This window comes from Alginatibacterium sediminis (genome assembly GCF_003610775.1).
GTDB lineage: Bacteria > Pseudomonadota > Gammaproteobacteria > Enterobacterales > Celerinatantimonadaceae > Alginatibacterium > Alginatibacterium sediminis.
This window is the reverse complement of sequence record NZ_RAQO01000008.1, coordinates 159,318-179,479: the sequence shown is the minus strand read 5'-3', so window position 1 is coordinate 179,479 and position 20,162 is coordinate 159,318. Positions and strand designations below refer to the sequence as shown.

23 protein-coding genes are annotated in these 20,162 nt (G+C 43.9%); 13 read left to right on the top strand and 10 right to left on the bottom strand.

Going from position 1 to position 20,162, the window contains the following annotated elements; translation table 11 throughout:
- Window positions 1–19: 19 nt before the first annotated feature.
- Window positions 20–1,348, top strand: coding sequence for an amino-acid N-acetyltransferase (argA, locus tag DBZ36_RS14770; protein WP_120355732.1), 1,329 nt, complete (start codon window positions 20–22; stop codon window positions 1,346–1,348).
- Between the two features lie 61 nt (window positions 1,349–1,409).
- Window positions 1,410–1,859: a DUF1499 domain-containing protein gene (locus DBZ36_RS14765; protein WP_120355731.1), complete on the top strand. Its 450-nt coding sequence runs from the start codon at window positions 1,410–1,412 to the stop codon at window positions 1,857–1,859.
- On the opposite strand, the gene DBZ36_RS14760 is transcribed toward DBZ36_RS14765, so the two are convergent.
- From DBZ36_RS14760 to DBZ36_RS14750, 3 genes are all read right to left on the bottom strand, one after another.
- Complete coding sequence (locus tag DBZ36_RS14760; RefSeq protein ID WP_120355730.1) at window positions 1,844–2,437, bottom strand: DJ-1 family glyoxalase III; 594 nt, start codon at window positions 2,435–2,437, stop codon at window positions 1,844–1,846. The two genes, DBZ36_RS14765 and DBZ36_RS14760, sit on opposite strands and share 16 nt — an antisense overlap.
- Entirely contained in the window at window positions 2,430–3,329 is a 900-nt protein-coding gene (locus DBZ36_RS14755) for a ketopantoate reductase family protein (protein WP_120355729.1), read from the bottom strand. Before DBZ36_RS14755 ends, DBZ36_RS14760 begins: the two co-directional genes overlap by 8 nt.
- A gap of 63 nt (window positions 3,330–3,392) precedes the next feature.
- Window positions 3,393–4,463 (bottom strand): Gfo/Idh/MocA family protein, encoded by a 1,071-nt coding sequence (locus DBZ36_RS14750; protein ID WP_158589113.1) that lies wholly within the window; start codon window positions 4,461–4,463, stop codon window positions 3,393–3,395.
- 153 nt (window positions 4,464–4,616) lie between these two features.
- On the opposite strand from DBZ36_RS14750, the gene DBZ36_RS14745 reads away from it, so the two are divergent.
- Entirely contained in the window at window positions 4,617–4,991 is a 375-nt protein-coding gene (locus DBZ36_RS14745) for a glutaredoxin domain-containing protein (protein WP_120355727.1), read from the top strand.
- Window positions 4,992–5,043: 52 nt separating this feature from the next.
- On the opposite strand, the gene DBZ36_RS14740 is transcribed toward DBZ36_RS14745, so the two are convergent.
- From DBZ36_RS14740 to DBZ36_RS14720, 5 genes are all read right to left on the bottom strand, one after another.
- Entirely contained in the window at window positions 5,044–5,787 is a 744-nt protein-coding gene (locus DBZ36_RS14740) for an outer membrane protein OmpK (protein ID WP_120355726.1), read from the bottom strand.
- 213 nt (window positions 5,788–6,000) lie between these two features.
- Entirely contained in the window at window positions 6,001–7,356 is a 1,356-nt protein-coding gene (locus DBZ36_RS14735) for an AmpG family muropeptide MFS transporter (RefSeq protein ID WP_120355725.1), read from the bottom strand.
- Window positions 7,357–7,385: 29 nt separating this feature from the next.
- Window positions 7,386–7,862 carry a peptidylprolyl isomerase gene (locus DBZ36_RS14730; protein WP_199711897.1) on the bottom strand — a complete coding sequence of 159 codons (477 nt, stop codon included), beginning with the start codon at window positions 7,860–7,862 and terminating at the stop codon, window positions 7,386–7,388.
- 77 nt (window positions 7,863–7,939) lie between these two features.
- Window positions 7,940–8,527, bottom strand: a complete 588-nt coding sequence (locus DBZ36_RS14725; protein WP_158589112.1) for a YajG family lipoprotein — start codon at window positions 8,525–8,527, stop codon at window positions 7,940–7,942.
- A 33-nt stretch (window positions 8,528–8,560) separates the two neighbouring features.
- Entirely contained in the window at window positions 8,561–9,691 is a 1,131-nt protein-coding gene (locus DBZ36_RS14720) for a methyltransferase (RefSeq protein WP_120355722.1), read from the bottom strand.
- A gap of 83 nt (window positions 9,692–9,774) precedes the next feature.
- Here DBZ36_RS14720 and DBZ36_RS14715 point away from each other — a divergent pair, with 83 nt between their 5' ends.
- The 10 genes from DBZ36_RS14715 (at window position 9,775) to nqrM (ending at window position 18,034) form a co-directional block, all read left to right on the top strand.
- The gene (locus tag DBZ36_RS14715) at window positions 9,775–10,380 is read left to right on the top strand and encodes an alpha-ketoglutarate-dependent dioxygenase AlkB family protein (RefSeq protein WP_120355721.1); all 606 of its coding nucleotides are present in this window, start codon (window positions 9,775–9,777) and stop codon (window positions 10,378–10,380) included.
- Between the two features lie 10 nt (window positions 10,381–10,390).
- Complete coding sequence (locus DBZ36_RS14710; protein ID WP_120355720.1) at window positions 10,391–10,705, top strand: BolA family protein; 315 nt, start codon at window positions 10,391–10,393, stop codon at window positions 10,703–10,705.
- Window positions 10,706–10,938: 233 nt separating this feature from the next.
- Complete coding sequence (locus DBZ36_RS14705; RefSeq protein ID WP_120355719.1) at window positions 10,939–12,273, top strand: Na(+)-translocating NADH-quinone reductase subunit A; 1,335 nt, start codon at window positions 10,939–10,941, stop codon at window positions 12,271–12,273.
- 2 nt (window positions 12,274–12,275) lie between these two features.
- Window positions 12,276–13,490, top strand: coding sequence for an NADH:ubiquinone reductase (Na(+)-transporting) subunit B (locus tag DBZ36_RS14700; RefSeq protein ID WP_120355718.1), 1,215 nt, complete (start codon window positions 12,276–12,278; stop codon window positions 13,488–13,490).
- Window positions 13,480–14,265: a Na(+)-translocating NADH-quinone reductase subunit C gene (locus DBZ36_RS14695; protein WP_120355717.1), complete on the top strand. Its 786-nt coding sequence runs from the start codon at window positions 13,480–13,482 to the stop codon at window positions 14,263–14,265. The genes DBZ36_RS14700 and DBZ36_RS14695 overlap by 11 nt, the downstream gene beginning before the upstream one ends.
- Entirely contained in the window at window positions 14,258–14,890 is a 633-nt protein-coding gene (locus DBZ36_RS14690; protein ID WP_120355716.1) for an NADH:ubiquinone reductase (Na(+)-transporting) subunit D, read from the top strand. Before DBZ36_RS14695 ends, DBZ36_RS14690 begins: the two co-directional genes overlap by 8 nt.
- Window positions 14,891–14,893: 3 nt before the next feature.
- On the top strand, window positions 14,894–15,502 hold the full coding sequence (nqrE, locus tag DBZ36_RS14685) for an NADH:ubiquinone reductase (Na(+)-transporting) subunit E (RefSeq protein WP_120355715.1): 609 nt from the start codon (window positions 14,894–14,896) through the stop codon (window positions 15,500–15,502).
- 27 nt (window positions 15,503–15,529) lie between these two features.
- On the top strand, window positions 15,530–16,753 hold the full coding sequence (gene nqrF / locus DBZ36_RS14680; protein ID WP_120355714.1) for an NADH:ubiquinone reductase (Na(+)-transporting) subunit F: 1,224 nt from the start codon (window positions 15,530–15,532) through the stop codon (window positions 16,751–16,753).
- Window positions 16,754–16,863: 110 nt separating this feature from the next.
- Window positions 16,864–17,787, top strand: a complete 924-nt coding sequence (locus DBZ36_RS14675) for an FAD:protein FMN transferase (RefSeq protein WP_233558150.1) — start codon at window positions 16,864–16,866, stop codon at window positions 17,785–17,787.
- Window positions 17,788–17,797: 10 nt separating this feature from the next.
- A complete protein-coding gene (gene nqrM, locus DBZ36_RS14670; protein WP_120355713.1) occupies window positions 17,798–18,034 on the top strand; it encodes a (Na+)-NQR maturation NqrM in 237 nt (78 codons plus the stop codon).
- Here nqrM and DBZ36_RS14665 read toward each other — a convergent pair.
- Both DBZ36_RS14665 and nadK read right to left on the bottom strand, forming a co-directional pair.
- Window positions 18,027–19,151, bottom strand: coding sequence for a GNAT family N-acetyltransferase (locus DBZ36_RS14665; protein ID WP_120355712.1), 1,125 nt, complete (start codon window positions 19,149–19,151; stop codon window positions 18,027–18,029). The two genes, nqrM and DBZ36_RS14665, sit on opposite strands and share 8 nt — an antisense overlap.
- Window positions 19,148–20,032: an NAD(+) kinase gene (nadK, locus tag DBZ36_RS14660; protein ID WP_120355711.1), complete on the bottom strand. Its 885-nt coding sequence runs from the start codon at window positions 20,030–20,032 to the stop codon at window positions 19,148–19,150. The genes DBZ36_RS14665 and nadK overlap by 4 nt, the downstream gene beginning before the upstream one ends.
- Window positions 20,033–20,162 lie beyond the last annotated feature (130 nt).

Here is a 20,162-nt window from a genome sequence, read left to right as displayed (position 1 = left end):
TAATCGCATAGTATATTTTGTGTCAGTAAATTCTCTTGTATCCAGCTTTCGGCAATCTGCCCCTTACCTGCATGCGCACCGTGGGCAAACCTTTGTTATTTCGCTCAGTGGCGAGGCTATCGCAGGGCCTAGTCTGCGCAGTATCATTAATGACATCGCGTTGTTACATAGTCTTGGGCTCAAGCTGGTGTTGGTACTTGGCGCAAGGCCGCAAATTAATCAGCAATTGTCTTCCCTTAATATAGAAAGCCACTTTCATAAGCGGGTTCGAGTAACTTCAGACCAAGCCTTAGCTCAAATCAAACAAGTGGCTGGCGCTCTGCAACTAGACATCACCGCGCGGCTTTCAATGAGCTTGAGCAATACTCCAATGTACGGTTCGCAATTGAGTGTGGTTAGTGGGAACTTTGTCATTGCTCAGCCGCTTGGGGTTGATGATGGTGTTGACTATTGTCACAGCGGCCGAGTGAGGCGTATCGATGTCGCAGCGATTGAGCGTCAACTTGCCAGCCACAGCGTTGTCGTATTAGGGCCAATTGCAGCATCAGTAACTGGCGAGAGTTTTAATCTAATGGCCGAAGACGTTGCCACTCAAGTTGCTATCAAGTTAGGTGCAGAAAAAATGCTTGGCTTTAGTTCAAACAGCGGTGTGCTTGATGAAGACCAACAACTATTGGCTGAACTGTTACCAAGTGCTGCTCACAGTCATCTGGAACGTATGATAGCGCAAACTGACGCCTGTCAGGCAAGTATTGCCTTCTTGAGTGGAGCGATCAACGCGGTAAATGCGGGAGTCGGGCGGTGTCATTTAGTAAGCTACAAGCACGACGGCGCCTTGATTCAAGAGTTATTCTCGCGCGATGGCAGCGGTACACAAATTGTTATGGAATCAGCAGAGCGTTTGCGTTCGGCTGAAATTGGCGATATCGGCGGTATTTTAGACTTAATCCGTCCATTGGAAGAGCAAGGGGTGTTGGTGCGGCGCTCACGCGAACAGCTTGAACTTGAAATAAGCTTTTTCACCGTGATTGAAATTGACGGTTTAGTGGTGGGGTGTGTCGCATTGTACCCATTCGCAGAGGAACAATGTGGCGAATTTGCTTGTTTGGCTGTACATCCGTCTTATCGTGATGCCCAAAAAGGTAGTCGTTTGTTGCAAGCGGTTATATCTCAAGCTAAAGCACGTAAATACACTCGGCTATTTGCTTTAACGACTCGCAGTATTCATTGGTTTTTAGAGCAAGGTTTCGAGTTCACCAGCGTTGACCAATTACCTGCCAAGAAAAAACAGCTATACAATAATCAACGAAACTCTAAAATACTTAGCTTGAATCCTCTTTTGATTTAGCCCGGTGCTACAAGGTCCGCGGTCTTTACTTTAGATTTAACGCCGTTCGTTAAGGAAAACCATGAAATATATTGGAATTATTGTAGTTATTGTTCTCGCCATCGCTTTGTATATGGTGTGGGGGAATCTAAAGCAGCCTGACTATCTGGGTCTTAAAAATGGCCAATTTGCTCCAATGCCAAGTAGCCCGAATGCAGTCTCTAGTCAATCAGAGGATGCAAGCAAAAAAGTTGAGGCATTGCCTCTAAAAGCGGATATAGAGACGACCAAAGAAGCTGTGCTTGCTAGTGTTGCTCAGTTGAGCGAGTTTGAAGTTGTTACCAACAATCCAGATTATATGCACATCGTCTTTGTCACCGAGAAAATGCGTTATCGCGATGACTTAGAACTCTATTTTGATCAAGAACAAGGTCTATTACACTATCGTTCACAATCGCGTGTTGGTTATTCTGACAAGGGTTTAAACGCAGAGCGTTACGCTAAATTTGCGGTAATCTACGCCAGCTTATAAGTTCCGTTTTTATTAAGGCCAGTGAGTGCATCGGCTATCTCACCGGCCTTAGCGCTTGAAATCAACTGCCTGACAATTGCTAAACTAAAGGCTATAGCTGTCCCTGGTCCTTGTGCGGTAATAAGCTTATGTTGCCCGTCTATCTCCACTAATTGCGTAGATAAGCCTTGCTTACTAATTAAATTCATAAAGTCTGGATGACAGGTTTTTTGTGCCCCTATATCAATACTATTTTGCTCTAACACCAACGCCGGTGCGGCACATAAAGAGGCAAGCCAGGTATCCGCACGAGTACTTAATGCTGTCACTAAGGGCCCAAAATTAGCTAAGGCCATGCTTCCCTTGAGCCCACCGGGTAATATCCATAGCTGGTAGTTGCCCAATTCAATATCATCAAAGTGTTTATCAGCAATCAACTTTACCCCGCGAGAGCAAAAAATCTCTAGTTGCTGGGCAGGTTCAATACTGATGACATCGACCACGAATTGAGCTCTGCGTAGTATGTCGATGATGGTAACCGTTTCAATTTCTTCGCTACCATTAGCGATGAATATGGCGCAGTTGAGTGATTTAGGCATAGTTTTTATCTCGCTCTAGCACAGATAGATATAGGGTGCGATTAATTGGGCAGTCAATACTCATCTCTGTGGCCGCTTTGTCAAAATAACCATTAATATAGTCGATCTCACTGCGTCTAGCGTTGGAAAAGTCTTCTCGCATTGATGAGCTATTGAGCGCAGTGATATGACAAATGTCACGCACATTTTGCTGCAAGACTTTAGCATCTAAATCAACACCACTGCCGATAGCGATTTTTGATAGCTCTACACAAAGAGCATTAATCGTTGCTTGGTACTGGTCCGACAAAAGTTGGCCGTTATCGCAATCGTTAATTGCAGTTAGCGGGTTTATCACGGCGTTGATAGCAAGTTTCAGCCATAGTTTTTGTGATATATCGTCTGTCCAAGTGCAGTTCTCAATAGCGAATTCAAGCGAAGAAAACCACGGTGGGGCAGTCGATGTTAATGGGTGACCAAGCCATAATTGTCCGTGGCCGGTTTGCTGCAAGCTATTCGCTGACTTCCACCGTGCAGCATGGGTGTTGCTAGTTAAATAAATAGCTTGCTCAAGCCCAAGCCCTTTGAGTTGATCGTATGTTCCCATCCCATTATGCACTAGCACAATCGACAAGCTTTTGGGTAAGTCTAAGCTGGCTAGTATTGTACTGACCTGCCAAGCCTTCAAACACACCAACAGAACTGATATTCCCTCTACGTTGGTTTGCGTTTCAATACTATAGCGCTGCGAGCGACCAGACTTTTCGACTACAAAATTGCGACGATGAGCAGAGCGCCTAGCGTCGATAAAACGCGGTATGAGTTGCGCATCGACTAACATGCTGGCCAGTAGAGACCCTACCGCCCCTGCACCTATGATCCCCCAGTTTTGGCTTTCAACGCTTTGTGTCACTAATAGTTGCCTTTAATCGAGTTCATTGTGTATTTGTGATGTACTTGTCGCATTGCTCGTCAGTTACTGCCCGAGCTTGACGGCTTTGCCGGTTTTTGCTGATTCATATATTGCGTATACGATCGCTAAACTATGCCTTGCGGAGTCGGCGCTAACATATGGCGCCCGGTCGTGCAGCACGGCGAGTACAAAGTCATTTATTTGCTCTGCAACTACATTTGGTCGCAAGCTTGGCTCTAGTTGCGCACCTTTATTAGCGTATTGCCCTTGGTTGATGAGATCGCCATACAAAGGATGAAGCTGCATGTCATTATCTTGAATTCGCCACTCTTTGAGGCGATGGTTTTCTATAACAACGCTGCCTTTGTCGCCATTAATTTCCAGGCGCGAATGTAATTTAGGAAAGGCTGCCGAGCTCGCTTCAATGGTTCCAAGTGCGCCATTAGCAAACTTAATCACGCTGCTTGAGACATCTTCGACTTCGATATCATCATGGGCCAAAGTGGCTGCATAGCTAAATACTTCCACCGCAGGGCCCATAATAAATTGTAGTGAGTCTATGTAATGAATTGCGTTCATTATAACTACACCACCGCCGTCTCCAGCCCAAGTTCCACGTCCTGGTGAACTTTCAAAATAGCTGTCTCCTCGGTAAATTTTTTCGTAGCAACCACCAAAATTGATGCGGCCTAGTAATCCATCATCCACAGCTTGTTTGAGCTTTAGCATGGCCGGATTGAAGCGATGTTGGAAGATACTCGTGAGTTTTAGCTTCGCTTTCTTGCAGGCATTTATCATTGTATCTACATCAGCAAGATTATTTGCCAATGGTTTTTCAACAATGATATGTTTTCCAGCAGCGACAGCATCCAAGGCGATTTGAAGATGAGTCTGATTGGGCGTACAAATCATGACGATCGTAATGTCTGAACGGGAAAGTAACTGGTGGTAGTCAAGGTGGTAGTCACAGTTCATTCGATTTGCGAGCTGCTCAGCTTTGTGCTCGCTTCGACTCGAGACCGCTACTAATGTTGCGTTGTTTATCGTCGAAATGGCGTCAGCGTGCATTCGACTTATATTTCCGCAGCCAATAATTCCTATACCGAGCATGGCGTCGCCTTTTACCTTCTGCATAGCATTCCAGAGTCTCATTTTTTGTATCATAAATAGTACTATATAAAGTTCGAATAACCGCAATGCATGTTGTTATTCAGTGATTTATATCTAATATGTTTATCACGACACGGGCGAGTAGCCTCAATAGTAGTTACTTCATAAGGAACACAAATGAGCAGATCAGTATTGGATCAAAGCTGTATTCATCCATCGGCGGTATCATCTGTTGGCGGGGGCTATCAAGAAACCCTAAATGAGGTGCAACAAGCCTTAGCTGAAAACTCAATTGTAGTTGTGGGCATGGCGCAGAATCCTTTTTGTCGCAAAGCGCGTCAACAACTACAAAAGTCTGGGCACAGCTTTTGCGATCTGAGCTACGGTAGTTATTTTAGTCAGTGGCATCGTCGTTTAGCCATTAAATTGTGGAGTGGCTGGCCAAGCTTACCCATGGTGTTTGTCAATGGAGTGCTAATTGGCGGCGCTAATGAATTACAAGCTTTAGCTAGTAGTGGGGAGCTTGATACGCTGTTATCGGATAAAAAATAAATGCACAAAAAAGGCCGCTTAATAGCGGCCTTGTGATGATTAAGCTTTGTAATTAGAAGCTATAACCAACACGATAGATAAATAGGTCACCGTAGCCTTTATTACCTAGTTTATTTTGGAAGTAACGGTATTGAACGCCGGTATAAAAGCTCTCACTTATATGCCAAGTTGCAACGACTGCGCCGTTCCATGAGCTGCTGCCACCTTGTTGATCGGCATAAGTGTCATTGCGGGCAAACTCGATCTCATTCCAGTTTACAATAGAGAAATTCTGCGAAGCTACATTGAAGTTATAGCCTGCTGACCAACCGGCCATATAACCATTAAAGCCACTCGCATTTTTACCATCAAATCCATCGCTGGCTTCAAGGTCATGGGCGCCAATGAATGGCTTAAACCAATAGTTATCGCCAACTAAACCGGTATAACCAAAACCAATAACACGGCTTTGCTCAGAAAAACCGCTGTTTCCTGTGTCATAAACCTGTCCGTAAACAGAGAAATCACTGTCACCAAGGTAAATATGACCCGATGCTTTTAGAGAGTGACCACGGTCGCTTTTGTTAAAGTTCTCGTACTCGTAGAAACCATAAAATTCACCAAAATCGAAACCAAGACCAGCTTCGATACCGGCAACAGCTTTATTTCGATCTTTAGCGTTGTCAATTTCGTTTAAACTGTGGTCCCAAGATTGATAATCAAGGTAGATGTTTGAGAAACCATAACGGTATTCAGCAGCGCTGAGGTTTAGCGAAAGCAATAAGCCGGCGCTAGCAACTAGGATTTTTTTCAACATGGGTGTCACTTTTAGTAATTGGATTAATGCCTTTTAGGCTTATTGTTTCAGTCGCACCAGAAGCTCCATGCACATTGCAGCTCTTCGGTTGCTCGACATCCAATGTTGAAGGTTACGCTGAGCCGCGCATTATAGGTATTTTGCTTGGGTAATCAAGAATATTTGAAAAATATAGCTGACCATTAAGTCAGAAATGGTCAGCTATACGAGGCGCTAGTTGTGCTGCGCTTGATTCAAAATTTTATTAAAGTAGCCGCGAAGACTGACTAACATGATCAAACTCGGAACCACCATCAAGGCGGTGACAATAAAGAATATCTCCCAACTACCAAGATAATCGACTAAGTCACCACTGAAACTAGCTAAAGTCGTTCGTCCGAAGTTACCCAGTGACGCCAATAGAGCATATTGGGTGGCACTAAAGGCCTGCCCCGTAACCATGGTTAAAAACGATACAAAGGCGACAGTTGAGAACGCACTTGTAAAGTTATCGACAATGATGGTTGCCAAGAACAAGTTTTCACTAGGACCAACACTCGCGATCCAAGCAAACATTAGATTACTGGCAGCCATTGCTATGCCACCTATAATCAAACCACGTACAATTCCAAAGCGTACGTTTATCGCGCTACCAATTAAGGTGAAGACAACCGTTGCACCCCATCCTAATAGTTTTGAGTAGTGACCAATTTGTTCATTACTAAAACCGACTTCTTTGTAGAAAGTGATCGACATACGACCCAAAAAGGCTTCACCAATTTTAAACAAAAATACAAAGAGTAATAAAGTAATGGCAACTCGAACGCCGTTGCTTCGGAAAAAGTCTAAAAACGGCTCAACAACAGTAACCGTCAACCACGCAATAACACGCTGTTTACGACCTAACTTGAGCGCTTCGATGTGACGAGCTTCAGCTGCTGCTTGCAAGGCTTCTCGGTCTGTTTTTGGTTCTTTGACAAGCAAGGTAAAAACCATTAACAAGGCAACGATTGCCGCCATAACCAGATAAACACCATTCCAACCGATGCTATCGGCGTTGGTAAAGGCTAAATAACCTGGTAAAGAGTAACCTGTCCACCAACCTACAACGGCCATTGCCGAAGCTTGTGGCATTTTGTTTGATTCACTACGCCCAATTGAATCAATACGGTAAGCATCAATGGCAATGTCTTGGGTTGCAGAACTAATAGCTATTAGCAGCGCCACAAATGATGTAAGCGCTAAACTTACCGCGGGATCCAAACGCGAAATAGCTAATGTGCCTATAAGTATCAATCCTTGACACAAAAAGATCCAAGAGCGTCGTTGCCCGAGTTTATCGCCCAAAAAGGGAAGTTTGACACGGTCAACTAATGGAGCCCACAGGAAGTTAATGGCATAAACGGCAAATACTGAACCAAAGTACCCAATAGCAGAGCGGGTAAGCCCTGCATCTTTGAGCCAACCTGACATGTTAGAACCGATCAGTACCCATGGGAACCCGCTACTACAGCCCATCAGAAACACCCAAAGTAGGCGCTTGTCTCGGTAACTTAAAATTGTTTGTTTCCAGCTTTCGGCCTGGATCATATGAACGTCCTTGTTACTTTGAAGTGAAATTAAGGATAAATAACATCGAGCAAGACTACGTTTTGGCGCGGTACATCGCGCATGCCAGAGCGAGAACCGGTAGCTACTTTAGCAATTTTATCGACAACATCCATACCCCGAGTCACTTGCCCAAACACGGCATAGCCAAATTTGTGAGACTCACCGTCTAAGTTGGTGTTATCAACTAGGTTTATATAAAACTGACGAGTGGCTGAATGCGGTTGTCCTGTTCGAGCCATCGCTATAGAACCACGAGTATTACTTAATCCATTTTGCGACTCATTTTCAATTTGAGTATAGGTGTCAAGGCGTTTGAAGTCTTCGGAGAAACCGCCACCTTGAATCATAAAACCGTTAATCACACGATGGAAAATGCTGTTTTGATAGCTTTTATCATTCACATAGCGAATAAAATTTTTGGAAGATACGGGGGCTTTCTCGGTATCGAGCTTGATAGTGATATTCCCCATGTTGGTAACTAACATCACTGTTGTTGCCCAACTAGGCACACTGAATAATAGCGCGACTAGGCATAAGACTTGAGAGAGTTTGGATACAAATTTCATGATTGAGTCTCCAATAATTTTAGAATTTCAGGGTCATTAACGACTCGATTCAGTAATGTACTTAGCTGCTGCCCCATTTCTGATTCGACTTTATTTAGATCCACTTGCATAGAACCTTCTCTTTCAAAACTGTTCTGGTACTGCTTAGCAAGGGTTTGCTTAGGAGTTTTGACACTGACTTTGATACGCATGTCGCTCTTAACAGTATGCGTTAATGAATGCTGTTTAACTTTGGCTGACAACTCCAAAATATCGAGCTGAAGATATATCTCGGATTGTTCCGAAAATTCAATCTGATACTGTTGAAGGGCAGCTCGCATATTTTGATCAATGTCACTGCGCAAGCTGTGTTCAAGGTTTACCAACTGTGCTAGCTCTTGCTCACCTTGATGCACACTAATAATGTAACGATGGCTGCGCAAATCTTGCGTTTGATAAGCGATGGTTTGCGCCAGCGATATATCACTATTTTCAACTTGAACCTGTGGACTAATATCCAAGTGCTCGGGTACTGGCTGCGCACACGCTGCTAATAGCAAAGAGATGGGCAGAGCAAAAACTAAGGGATGAAAAAAACGTGCCACGAGTTGTCCTTTAATTGGTCGATAGTTCAAGATTTAGCAAAGCGCGTCAAGAATAACAAACTTTGCGTTGGATGCGACTAAGTTTATATTTGAAAACAACGGCTTTAGGTACATTTTATAGTTAAGGTGGCGATTAGCTACAATTCTTAAGCGACCATTATTTTTTAAGCAGCGCCGAGAATCCTTAAACATTTGCTGGGCGATATGCTCGCTGACGGTATTTTGTTGATGAAAAGGTGGGTTGCAAAGAATCAGATCAAAGCTTTTATCAGCGACGCCCTCCAAACAATTCGTTTGAACAAACTGACACTGGTTTATTTTTTCCCCTAAGTTGCGTTTAAGGTTGTCATTAGCGCTAGCTACAGCCATGCAAGATTCATCAAAGAAACTAAGCTGACTACTCGGATGTTGAGTTAAATAATGTAAACCTAGCAAACCATTACCGCAGCCCAAATCGGCCACGCGATCGGCCTTGATATCTAAGTGTTGCAACATAAATCGAGTGCCAATGTCTAATTTACCTTGGCAGAAAACGTTTGAGTGTTCAGAAAGCTGGTACGGGTAGTCTTGGGCTTGCCAGCTCGTTGGCTTAACTTTTATTTGGCGTGATTTTTGAGTCTTGGCAAAAATTAGCCGTGCCTTTTTCTTGGCTAGCGAAGTTGAAAAATCATCACATTGTGACTCGAAGCTTTTGAACACCGAAGCAGGCATTGCTCTCAACATGCCGCTTGCAAGAATGGTTGTACCAGCTGTTTGACTCCCGTTGATTTGTTCGAGCTGAAACTGTTGATAGCGGAGTATCTTGGGCACTTTATATAAGACTAAATCAGCAATTGGCAAGTCTGCTAAGCTATTGTGACAGCGTAACTCAACATTTAGGTCTGTTGTTGCCAGATTTTGTTGCAACCCTTGCATTGCTACGTACGAATCACTAAACCAATCAATCGATATACGGTGGCTTATTTCTTGTGCAGCCTTATTTATGGCGCATGCTATAGCACCAAAATCATCATTAATTAGTATTATTCGCTGCGGGCTCGTCAACGGTGAACGTAGCCAGTGTTCAATGAGTAACTCGTCTGCTGCATTCCATGCTTGCAGGGAATCATTTGCGACAATAGGGTAGCGATTGAGCTTCAATTGTAGTGATTGAAAATTTGGCATAAACCTTTTTGGATCATGTGGGTCAAAGATAAGCTATGGTCTTAGTGTACTCGATCAACTAAAGGCATAGTGAGTTCAAATGCATGAAAATAGTTAGACAAACGCAAAAGGTGGTGCGGCTTGAGCAGCACCGATGGTTTGGATATCATCCCAAATGGCTTGCCAAAAGCACGTGTGAGCAATTGATAAATGAGCTTGCAGATGCGGTTCAGTGGCCTGAATCGCATATCCACATGTTTGGTCGACGTATTGCCGAGCCACGCCGTTCAGCTTGGTTTGGCGACCCCCATTGCTCGTATACGTATTCTGGACAACTTCGTCAGCCACAAGCTTGGCGCACGGAGCTATTCCAGCTAAAGATTTTGTTAGAAAGCGAATTAAATCATAACTTTAATAGCGTGTTGGTTAACTGTTATCGAGATGGGCAAGATTACATGGGCTGGCACAGAGACAACGAAAAAGAATTGGGTCAAAATCCACTTATCGCGTCTATCAGTTTAGGTGCCTCGCGGCGATTTTTACTACGCGAACGACGCGGAGAACAACAGTTTGAGTTTTTACTGGGGTCAGGTGATTTACTCGTGATGAGAGCTGAGTCTCAAGAAATTTGCGAGCATTCATTACCGAAAATGCGGGCTTTGCAACAAGCGCGGATTAATTTAACATTTCGTCAAATAAAGCAATCTTAAGGCATACCATATGACTAGTTCGACGATAGAAGAACAGATAAATAGATTATTAGAGCGTGATTTTTCGCCTAAAGTGTTAAAAGTAGTCAATGAAAGTTACAAACATAGTGTACCAGAGGGCTCAGAGAGCCATTTTAATGTAACTTTGGTTAGCGATGAATTTCAAGCCAAAAGACTAATACAGAGACATCGAATGGTGAACCAAACTTTAGCTGATTTACTACAAAATTCTATCCATGCTCTTGCCTTACATACCTTAACACCTGAGGAATGGGCGAGCCGAAAAGAAGTCCCTCAATCACCGGAATGTCGTGGAAAAGGCTAAGGTTTGCAGACTTTGGTCTTAGGATAAAGCTCGTATTTTTGCTGGATTTAGCTCTAAAATAAAAGCCAGCGCACAGTTGTTCTATCTTTGATAATTTTTTTGCAGCAATTTTTGTCCAGAATGATAGAATACTGACGCTTTTTTGTGACTTGTTGCTAAGATACGAAATTCTTGTAAAACGACGTCTTATAGAGCAGACCGCTCGTCTTCTGACAAACAGATGTGTAGAGAGTATGATAACGATAAAAAATGGATTGGATCTTCCCATAGCAGGAAGACCCGAACAGCGCATCGAAGATGCCGCCGCGATTACGCGGGTAGCTGTTCTAGGAGAAGAATTTGTTGGCATGCGCCCAACAATGAAAGTTCGCGTTGGCGAGCAAGTCTCCAAAGGACAGGTTCTGTTCGAAGATAAAAAAACCCCTGGTGTAGTTTTCACTGCCCCCGCTTCAGGCACTGTGGTTGAAATTAATCGTGGTGCTCAACGTGTGTTGCAATCGGTTGTCGTTGAAATAAACGACCACGACGCCATAAACTTTGGCGCTGAAACTTCAATCGAAAATGCCGACCGCCAAACTCTAGTTGATAAGTTAGTCGCTTCAGGTGTCTGGACTGCGTTTAAAACGCGGCCTTACAGCAAAGTTCCAGCTATTGACAGCGAAGCCTCTGCTATTTTCGTAACCGCGATGGATAGTAACCCGCTTTCAGCTGATGCTCGTATGTTGATTAAACGAGAGTCAACCGCATATCTATCTGGTCTCGATGTGTTGAGCAAGTTAACTTCAGGTGAGGTTTTCGTTTGTAAAAACGAAGCCGATCTACCTAAGTCATCGGCTGCGCGTGTTCAAGAACACAGCTTCTCGGGTCCGCATCCAGCAGGCTTGACCGGAACGCACATTCACATGCTTAAACCTGCTTCGGCACAGCGAACCGTGTGGAGTATTAACTACCAAGATGTGATTGCGATTGGTAAGTTTTTCGAAACCGGTGAAGTGTTTAATGAACGCATTATTGCCTTGGCCGGGCCGCAGGTTAAAAAGCCTCGTTTACTCAAAACGATAATGGGCGCTTGTATTAGCGAATTAAGCAAGGGTGAACTCAAAGAAGGTATCACTCGCGTAGTTTCGGGTAGTGTTCTACAAGGCACTGCTGCTAGCGGAGTTCATGACTATATTGGTCGTTATCATCTCCAAGTTACCGCATTGCTTGAAGGCCACGAGAAAGAGTTTCTCGGTTGGGCTGCCCCTGGCGCTAATAAATTCTCGTTGGCGCGGGTATTTACCTCGGTAGCAAACAAAAGCAAGTTGTTTGACTTCACCACTACTACTGGTGGTAGTGCACGGGCGATGGTTCCAATTGGGCAATATGAACGTGTAATGCCTTTGGATATTCTCCCCACTCTCTTACTTCGCGATTTGTTGTCAAACGATACTGACAGTGCTCAGCAATTAGGTTGCTTAGAACTTGACGAAGAAGACTTAGCATTATGCACATATGTTTGTCCTGGTAAGCATGACTTTGGACGCGTATTGCGTGACTGTTTAACCACGATTGAGAAGGAAGGTTAAGCATGAAAAAGATTCTCGAAATTATTGAGAAAATCGAACCCGATTTTCTGCCCGGTGGTAAACGAGAAAAATGGTTTGCGCTTTATGAAGCGACGGCTACTTTCTTCTTTACTCCAGGCTATATCACCAAGAACAAAACTCATGTACGCGACAACTTAGATCTTAAGCGTATGATGATTTTTGTTTGGGCTGCTTTAATGCCAGCAATGTTTTTCGGTATGTACAATATCGGTGCTGGCGCTAATGAGGCCATTGCAGCAGGTTTTGCTCCTTTAGCTGATTGGCGAGTTGCTATCATGGGCGCAATTGGCGTTCCAATGGGAGCTGAAGCCGGTTGGTTTGCAAGTCTACTCTTTGGTGCGTTCTACTTTTTGCCAATTTATCTAGTCGCTTTTGTTGTGGGTGGTTTTTGGGAAGTATTATTTGCCTCAGTTCGTAATCACGAAGTAAACGAAGGTTTCTTTGTAACGTCCATTTTGTTTGCACTAACATTGCCAGCGACTATCCCCTTATGGCAAGTTGCTTTAGGTATCACCTTTGGTGTTGTTATTGCAAAAGAAGTGTTTGGCGGAACGGGTAAAAACTTCTTAAATCCAGCTTTAGCGGGTCGAGCGTTTTTGTTCTTTGCCTATCCTTCAGCTATTTCAGGCGATGCGGTATGGACTGCAGTTGATGGCTTCTCGGGTGCAACAGCACTTAGTGTTGCCGCAGCCGGTGGTGTCGAAGAATTGGCTGCACAAGGTATTACCTGGGCAGGTGCATTCTTTGGTTCTATCCAAGGTTCATCTGGTGAAACGTCAACCTTCTTATTAGCGTTGGGCGGATTATTCTTAATCTATGCTCGCATCGCTTCGTGGCGTATTGTTGCTGGTGTGCTGATAGGTATGGTAGCAACTACCTTGCTGCTTAATGTTGTTGGATCGGATACCAACGCCATGTTCGCAATCCCAGCTTACTGGCATTTAGTTATGGGTGGCTTTGCTCTTGGTATGTTCTTTATGGCAACCGACCCAGTATCTGCTGCATTCACTAATAAATCGAAATGGTGGTATGGCGCCTTAATTGGGGTCATGGTGATCTTAATCCGCGTTGTCAATCCTGCTTTCCCAGAGGGCATGATGCTTGCGATTTTATTCGCAAACTTATTTGCGCCGGTCTTCGACTTCTTAGTTGTTCAAGGGAATATCAAACGGAGGATTGCTCGCGATGGCCAATAATGATTCATTAGCGAACACCGTTAAAGTGGTACTAGGCGTAAGCTTAGTATGCTCAATCGTTGTTTCAACCGCTGCCGTTGGTTTGCGTGGCATGCAACAACGCAACGTTATCGAAGATACGCAGAGCAATATTTTAACCGTTGCTGGCGCAGACTTCGCCGGACAAAAAATTCAAGACGTTTACCAGCAGGTCATTGAACCGCGAGTCGTCGATTTAGATACCGGTGAATTTGTTGCCGCAGACCAAATCGACGTTAATAGTTTTGATCAACGTAAATCAGCGAAAGATCCAGAGACTAGTACCCGGCTAACAAAAGACGAAGACATTGCCGGTATTGTCCGCCGTTCTAATTACGCCAATGTATATTTGGTCAAAGGTTCAGCGGGCGGCTATGAGCGGATTATTATCCCCATGCACGGCCGTGGATTGTGGTCAACAATGTATGCATTCATGGCGATTCAGCCTGACGGCAATACGGTTGATGCAATGGTCTACTACGACCATGGTGAAACGCCAGGTCTAGGTGGCGAGATTGCAAACCCGCTTTGGCTAGAGAAGTTCGTTGGTAAAAAATTATTTGACGACCAAGGACAGCCTGCATTAGAAGTTATCAAAGGCACAGCCCCTCAAGACTCGGCTTATCAAATAGACGGTCTATCGGGTGCAACCTTGACTTCAAATGGTGTAACTAACACCTTTGATTTTTGGTTGAGCGAGAATGGCTTTGGTAAATTCCTTAGCAATATCCAGAAAGGAGGCCTAGGAAATGGCTGAAGCTCAAGATAATAAAGCGCTGCTGCTAAATCCGGTATTTTTAAATAACCCGATTGCCTTGCAGGTGCTTGGTGTTTGTTCAGCACTTGCTGTTACCAGTAAACTTGAAACAGCATTTGTAATGAGCCTTGCGGTGATATTCGTAACGTCGTTATCGAATTTATCCATTTCACTCATCCGTCATCACATTCCAAGCAGTGTGCGAATCATTGTGCAAATGGCAATTATTGCCTCACTGGTTATTGTTGTTGACCAAATACTTAAAGCGGTTGTTTACGATATTTCGAAACAACTTTCAGTATTTGTTAGCTTAATTATTACCAACTGTATTGTAATGGGCCGAGCAGAAGCCTTTGCAATGAAAGAGCCACCATTTCGTTCATTTTTGGACGGCATTGGTCAAGGGTTAGGCTATGGCGCATTGTTGATGGCTGTAGGCTTTTTCCGAGAACTGCTTGGTTCAGGCTCGTTATTTGGTATCGAAATTCTACCTTTGATCAACAACGGCGGTTGGTATCAACCCAATGGGCTCTTATTGCTTCCAGCCTCAGCGTTTTTCATCATTGGTTTGTTAATTTGGGCACTGCGCACCAAATTCCCAGCACAAGTGGAGCCGAAGGAGTAATTTATGGAACAGTATATTAGCCTTTTTGTTCGCTCTATCTTTATTGAGAATATGGCTTTGGCCTTTTTGTTGGGGATGTGTACATTCCTGGCTGTATCTAAAAAGGTAAAGACAGCGTTTGGCCTTGGTGTCGCGGTAACCGTAGTATTGGGGATCTCTGTACCGGTTAACCAAATCATCTACTTTAATCTTTTGGCCCCTGGTGCTTTGGACTGGGCTGGTCTGCCTGAAGCTGATTTAAGCTTCTTAGGATTCATTACCTTTATTGGTGTGATTGCAGCTCTGGTTCAAATTCTTGAGATGGTCTTAGATAAGTTCTTCCCAGCTTTGTACCAAGCATTAGGTATTTTCTTACCCTTGATTACCGTGAATTGCGCCATCTTTGGTGGTGTTTCTTTCATGGTTCAACGTGAGTATAACCTCGCTGAGTCGTTCGTATACGGCATTGGTAGTGGTGTAGGTTGGATGTTGGCTATCGTTGCTTTAGCGGGTATCCGCGAAAAAATGAAGTACTCCGATGTGCCAGAAGGATTACGCGGTCTAGGAATTACCTTTATTACGGTAGGTCTTATGGCAATGGCATTTATGTCTTTCTCCGGTGTTCAGCTTTAAGCAGCCATAACTACAAGGAAATAGTCGATGGAAATCATTCTCGGCGTGACCATGTTTACCTTGCTGATTCTGGCATTGGTAGCGATTATTTTGTTCGCAAAGTCAAAACTTGTGAGCAGTGGTGAGATTCAGATTTTAATCAATGATGATCCCAACAAAGCAATAACAACGTCAGCTGGCAGCAAGTTACTTAGCGTACTTGGCGGTTCTGGTATCTTTGTATCATCTGCGTGTGGTGGCGGTGGCTCGTGCGGCCAATGTCATGTACATGTGCTTGAAGGTGGCGGTGATATTTTACCTACGGAATTGGACCATATCTCAAAGCGAGATGCTAAAGATGGCTTGCGTTTAGCCTGTCAAGTTAGTGTTAAGCAAGACATGAAAATTCAATTACCTGAAGAAATATTCGGGGTTAAGAAATGGGACTGCGAAGTTATCTCAAATGGTAACAAAGCAACCTTCATTAAAGAGTTAAAGCTTCAGATCCCTGATGGCGAGTCGGTACCATTTCGTGCCGGTGGTTATATTCAGATTGAAGCGCCAGCACACCATGTTAAATATGCTGATTTCGATATCGAAGAGCAATACCGTGGCGATTGGGATCACTTTGGTTTCTTTAAACTTGAGTCTAAAGTTGACGAAGAGACCATTAGAGCTTACTCGATGGCTAACTACCCAGAGGAAGAAGGCATCATTATGTTGAACGTGCGTATCGCTACGCCGCCACCCAACAATTTGAGCTTGCCTTGCGGTAAAATGTCATCGTTTATCTTCGGCCTCAAAGAAGGTGACAAAGTCACTATCTCAGGTCCATTCGGTGAATTCTTCGCTAAAGATACTGAAAATGAAATGGTATTTGTTGGTGGTGGTGCCGGTATGGCTCCTATGCGTTCACACATTTTCGATCAACTTAAGCGTTTGCATTCTACGCGTAAGATGAGCTTCTGGTACGGTGCACGTTCTAAACGTGAAATGTTCTACGAGGAAGACTTTGACGGCTTAGCGGCTGAAAATGATAACTTCCAATGGCATGTTGCGTTGTCTGATCCACAAGAAGAAGACAACTGGGAAGGCTACACTGGCTTCATCCATAACGTGTTGTTTGAGAACTATCTACGTGACCATGACGCTCCAGAAGACTGTGAGTTCTACATGTGTGGTCCACCAATGATGAATGCTGCTGTCATCAACATGCTTAAAGATTTGGGTGTTGAAGACGAAAACATTATGTTGGATGATTTCGGCGGATAATGATGACCCGTAACATAAGACAATGGCTAGCCTTAATAGGGCTAGCTTTTTTATTAGTCGCTTGTAGTCAAGAACCAAAACTTGAAACTCTGCAACTGCAGGGTAAGACGATGGGTACATACTACAGTGTTAAAGTTGTTGCTAAGCCTGGAGAATTACCAGACCTTAAAGTGCTGCAATCTCAAATTGATGCTGAGCTTAAACAAGTCAATCAGGAAATGTCGACTTATCAGGCAGACTCCGAGTTGTCCTTGCTTAATAAGCGGCATAGTACTGAAGCTACTTCGATAAGCGCTAACTTAGCACTAGTGTTGAATGCCTCTCTAGAACTATCACAGCAATCTAACGGCAGTTTTGATGTTACTGTTGGTCCGTTGGTTAACTTGTGGGGTTTTGGGCCTCAAGCACGGCCCGATCAAGTTCCAAGTCAAGACCAGATAGATGCAGCAAAATCGAAAATTGGCTACCAACATATCCAGCTACAGGATACGTCGCTAATCAAAGCTCATCCCGATCTGTATATTGATTTGTCGGCGATTGCGAAAGGACATGGAGTCGATCGGGTTGCTGATGTCATTGAAGCGGCGGGATTTAGCCATTACCTTGTTGATATTGGTGGTGAGTTGCGGCTTAAAGGACAAAATGACCAACAATTGGCGTGGACGATAGCGGTTGAAAAACCTCAATTAAATAGTGAACAGCGGATTCAGAAAGTACTGACACCTGGTGACAGCGGTATTGCTACTTCGGGTGATTACCGTAACTATTTTGAGCAAGACGGTATTCGTTATTCACACACTATTGATCCTGCAACAGGTTCACCAATAAGCAATCATATCGTTTCTGTGACGGTTGTGAGCGATAGTAGTATGATGGCTGATGGGCTGGCGACTGCATATAGTGTCATGGGTGTAGAGCGGGCGCTTGAACACGCCTCAACTCATGAGGTTGCCACCTATATTGTCGAGAAACGTGGTGATGAGTTTATTGAACATCTAAGTTCAAACTTCGAACCACTTGTGAAAACCCAATAGGAGAGGTCACATGCTTTACTTCATGACTACATTTATAGTGTTCTTGTTGGTGATTGCAGCCATGGCAATTGGCTATGTGTTACAACGAAAAACAATTGCTGGCAGCTGCGGAGGAATCGCAACTCTAGGTATGGATAAAGTCTGTGATTGTCCTGAACCATGTGAAAAACGCAAAGCGAGAATGGCCAAGGAAGAACTAAAGCAAGAGCAGCGCCGCCAAATGCTTGAAGAAAACCGTATTATTTAGAATTGAAATGATCACGATGTTTAGCTATCTGAGTTAAGGCTAAACGCTTAATTTTCTTCAGCCGAAGCAAAAATCTACTTTGCCAATTGAGCGCCAATACTAGACTTAGCATTGGCGTTTTTTTATTGCTCAGTTTCTCCTTGTAACTCTGCGCTTGTCCACTTTTCATGTAATCATAATTTGAAACTGGATTGTTAAGCATGCTCAGAATATGCAAGTTAACCCCTGGAGAAAGTTTAGCGTTTTGGTCTTGATCCCAACCACTTTGATAAAAATGTAGCGTGTCATTGCTCAAGTAATAGAAGTTCAACGCAATCGCCTTATTATCGATGAATAGGCCGCTCATCAACACATTTTCAGGATGTCTGGCTATCATATTCCGATGGAAATCATTGAACTTTGGTTCTGAAAAAGCACCAGTATGACCCAGTGATAGCCACCGAGTTTGGTGCATTTCTTTCATCCGCTCCCAAGCTGATTCGTAGCTTTCAGTGTCTAAGCATTTAAATCCAATATTACTGTTAAGCAGTTGGTTTTTTGACCTGTTGTAGCGTTTTCGAGTGTTCTTACTTAATGACTCCAAAATATTTGGTTTGGGAGATGTTTGTTGGAATCTATAAGTAGATTGAATATCAGCGTTTTTGACTCCTTTAGTTAAGTTCTCGCTGATAAAGCTGTCCTGGTGAAGATCTTTTGCTCTAAATTCGAAAAAGCGGCCACTGTATAAGATCGTTCTAAAATAATTGCTAACATCCTCTTGATACGGCTCTAGACAAAGAATATCAAGGTACTCACTAGCGACCCCCGCCTCTGGAGGTTCTCCTTGCCCTAATAAACAAAGATACTTACCAACAACGCTGGTTTTGGAGCTTTTTATATATAAAGGCAGAATCGCAACGACTTGCTGTTTGCACTTCGCAATATGGATTTCAAGTTTCCAGTTGGGATCCCAGAAAACTTGAAGCCAGTTTTTCATCCATGTCGATGAATTAATAAAGTTAGCATGTGCGGGATGACGTAATTCATCCCATTTATTCCAGAACTCATGGTTTAGTTCATCCATATTAGGGCTATACCATTGCAAGCTTGCTTGTGTGTGCTTAACGAACTCGCTCAAAACAACTTGCTTCCCCAATGTAGCTTTTGTCTTAATACTGAAAAATAATTGTAGCTTAGCGGGTGCACTAGTTTTAGTAGTTTACTTTGTTTTCGAATGATAACTTCGTCGCCAGGCATCACCGCAAGGCTGACATGTGAATCGCAAGAAATCTGCATATGCTCTTGGTTGTTATGGGAAAGCTTCAGTCTTACCTCATGGCGGTTGTCGATAACGATAGGGCGCGAGCTTAAGGTATGCGGAAACATCGGTACCAGACTTAAGGCATTCAAATCGGGGGTTAAGATCGGTCCCCCGCCGGAGAGCGAGTATGCCGTTGATCCGGTCGGTGTTGACACAATAAGGCCATCGGCGCGTTGGCTAAGCATAAACTCGTTGTCAATGTAGACTTCAAATTCGAGCATTTGAGCAACTTTGTCGGCGTGCAGTACCACCTCGTTAACGGCGCTATTGCGACTTTTGACCGCATCGTGTCTCACGACTTTTGCTTCTAACAAAAAACGCTTTTCAACTTGGTACTGCCCTTCAAGTACCTGGGCCAGTTCGATGTGAAACTGTTCAGGGTCGAGATCGGTTAAAAACCCAAGGTTGCCTCGGTTAACACCGATAACTGCAACCGGGTATTTTGATAGCACTCTGGCAACTCGAAGCATGTTACCGTCACCGCCCACAACAATAGCTAGATCGGCCTCTTTGCCAATTTGAGGAAGGCTGAGAAGACGCTCGGGATGTTGTTCTAAACCATCCGCGCTGCGAGCTTCCATGACCACTTCGTAGCTACGCTGTTTTAGCCAAATATAGAGTGCTTGCAATGTTTGTGCGGCGCCAGCGTGCTGCGGTTTTCCTATTAATGCGATTGTGCTAAATGTTTGATTTGCCATAAGGGTCTGAAATTTTTAGCATTGATGCTCGAGTATAGCCCGTAGCTGAGCTGCAAACCAAGAAATGCATCGTTAGTTTTAACACTGCCCCCTTGAATCCTTAGCTTTGATCCCCATAATAACTGACATA

Coding starts and splice junctions, on each gene's coding strand:
- nqrM (WP_120355713.1), top strand. CDS start 17,798: ATGCTTTACTTCATGACTACATTTATAGTGTTCTTGTTGGTGATTGCA.
- DBZ36_RS14735 (WP_120355725.1), bottom strand. CDS start 7,356: ATGATCCAGGCCGAAAGCTGGAAACAAACAATTTTAAGTTACCGAGAC.
- DBZ36_RS14710 (WP_120355720.1), top strand. CDS start 10,391: ATGACTAGTTCGACGATAGAAGAACAGATAAATAGATTATTAGAGCGT.
- DBZ36_RS14720 (WP_120355722.1), bottom strand. CDS start 9,691: ATGCCAAATTTTCAATCACTACAATTGAAGCTCAATCGCTACCCTATT.
- DBZ36_RS14730 (WP_199711897.1), bottom strand. CDS start 7,862: ATGTTAGTTACCAACATGGGGAATATCACTATCAAGCTCGATACCGAG.
- DBZ36_RS14750 (WP_158589113.1), bottom strand. CDS start 4,463: ATGCAGAAGGTAAAAGGCGACGCCATGCTCGGTATAGGAATTATTGGC.
- nqrF (WP_120355714.1), top strand. CDS start 15,530: ATGGAAATCATTCTCGGCGTGACCATGTTTACCTTGCTGATTCTGGCA.
- DBZ36_RS14695 (WP_120355717.1), top strand. CDS start 13,480: ATGGCCAATAATGATTCATTAGCGAACACCGTTAAAGTGGTACTAGGC.
- DBZ36_RS14765 (WP_120355731.1), top strand. CDS start 1,410: ATGAAATATATTGGAATTATTGTAGTTATTGTTCTCGCCATCGCTTTG.
- DBZ36_RS14740 (WP_120355726.1), bottom strand. CDS start 5,787: ATGTTGAAAAAAATCCTAGTTGCTAGCGCCGGCTTATTGCTTTCGCTA.
- DBZ36_RS14690 (WP_120355716.1), top strand. CDS start 14,258: ATGGCTGAAGCTCAAGATAATAAAGCGCTGCTGCTAAATCCGGTATTT.
- DBZ36_RS14745 (WP_120355727.1), top strand. CDS start 4,617: ATGAGCAGATCAGTATTGGATCAAAGCTGTATTCATCCATCGGCGGTA.
- DBZ36_RS14675 (WP_233558150.1), top strand. CDS start 16,864: ATGGGTACATACTACAGTGTTAAAGTTGTTGCTAAGCCTGGAGAATTA.
- nadK (WP_120355711.1), bottom strand. CDS start 20,032: ATGGCAAATCAAACATTTAGCACAATCGCATTAATAGGAAAACCGCAG.
- DBZ36_RS14760 (WP_120355730.1), bottom strand. CDS start 2,437: ATGCCTAAATCACTCAACTGCGCCATATTCATCGCTAATGGTAGCGAA.
- DBZ36_RS14700 (WP_120355718.1), top strand. CDS start 12,276: ATGAAAAAGATTCTCGAAATTATTGAGAAAATCGAACCCGATTTTCTG.
- DBZ36_RS14715 (WP_120355721.1), top strand. CDS start 9,775: ATGAAAATAGTTAGACAAACGCAAAAGGTGGTGCGGCTTGAGCAGCAC.
- nqrE (WP_120355715.1), top strand. CDS start 14,894: ATGGAACAGTATATTAGCCTTTTTGTTCGCTCTATCTTTATTGAGAAT.
- DBZ36_RS14705 (WP_120355719.1), top strand. CDS start 10,939: ATGATAACGATAAAAAATGGATTGGATCTTCCCATAGCAGGAAGACCC.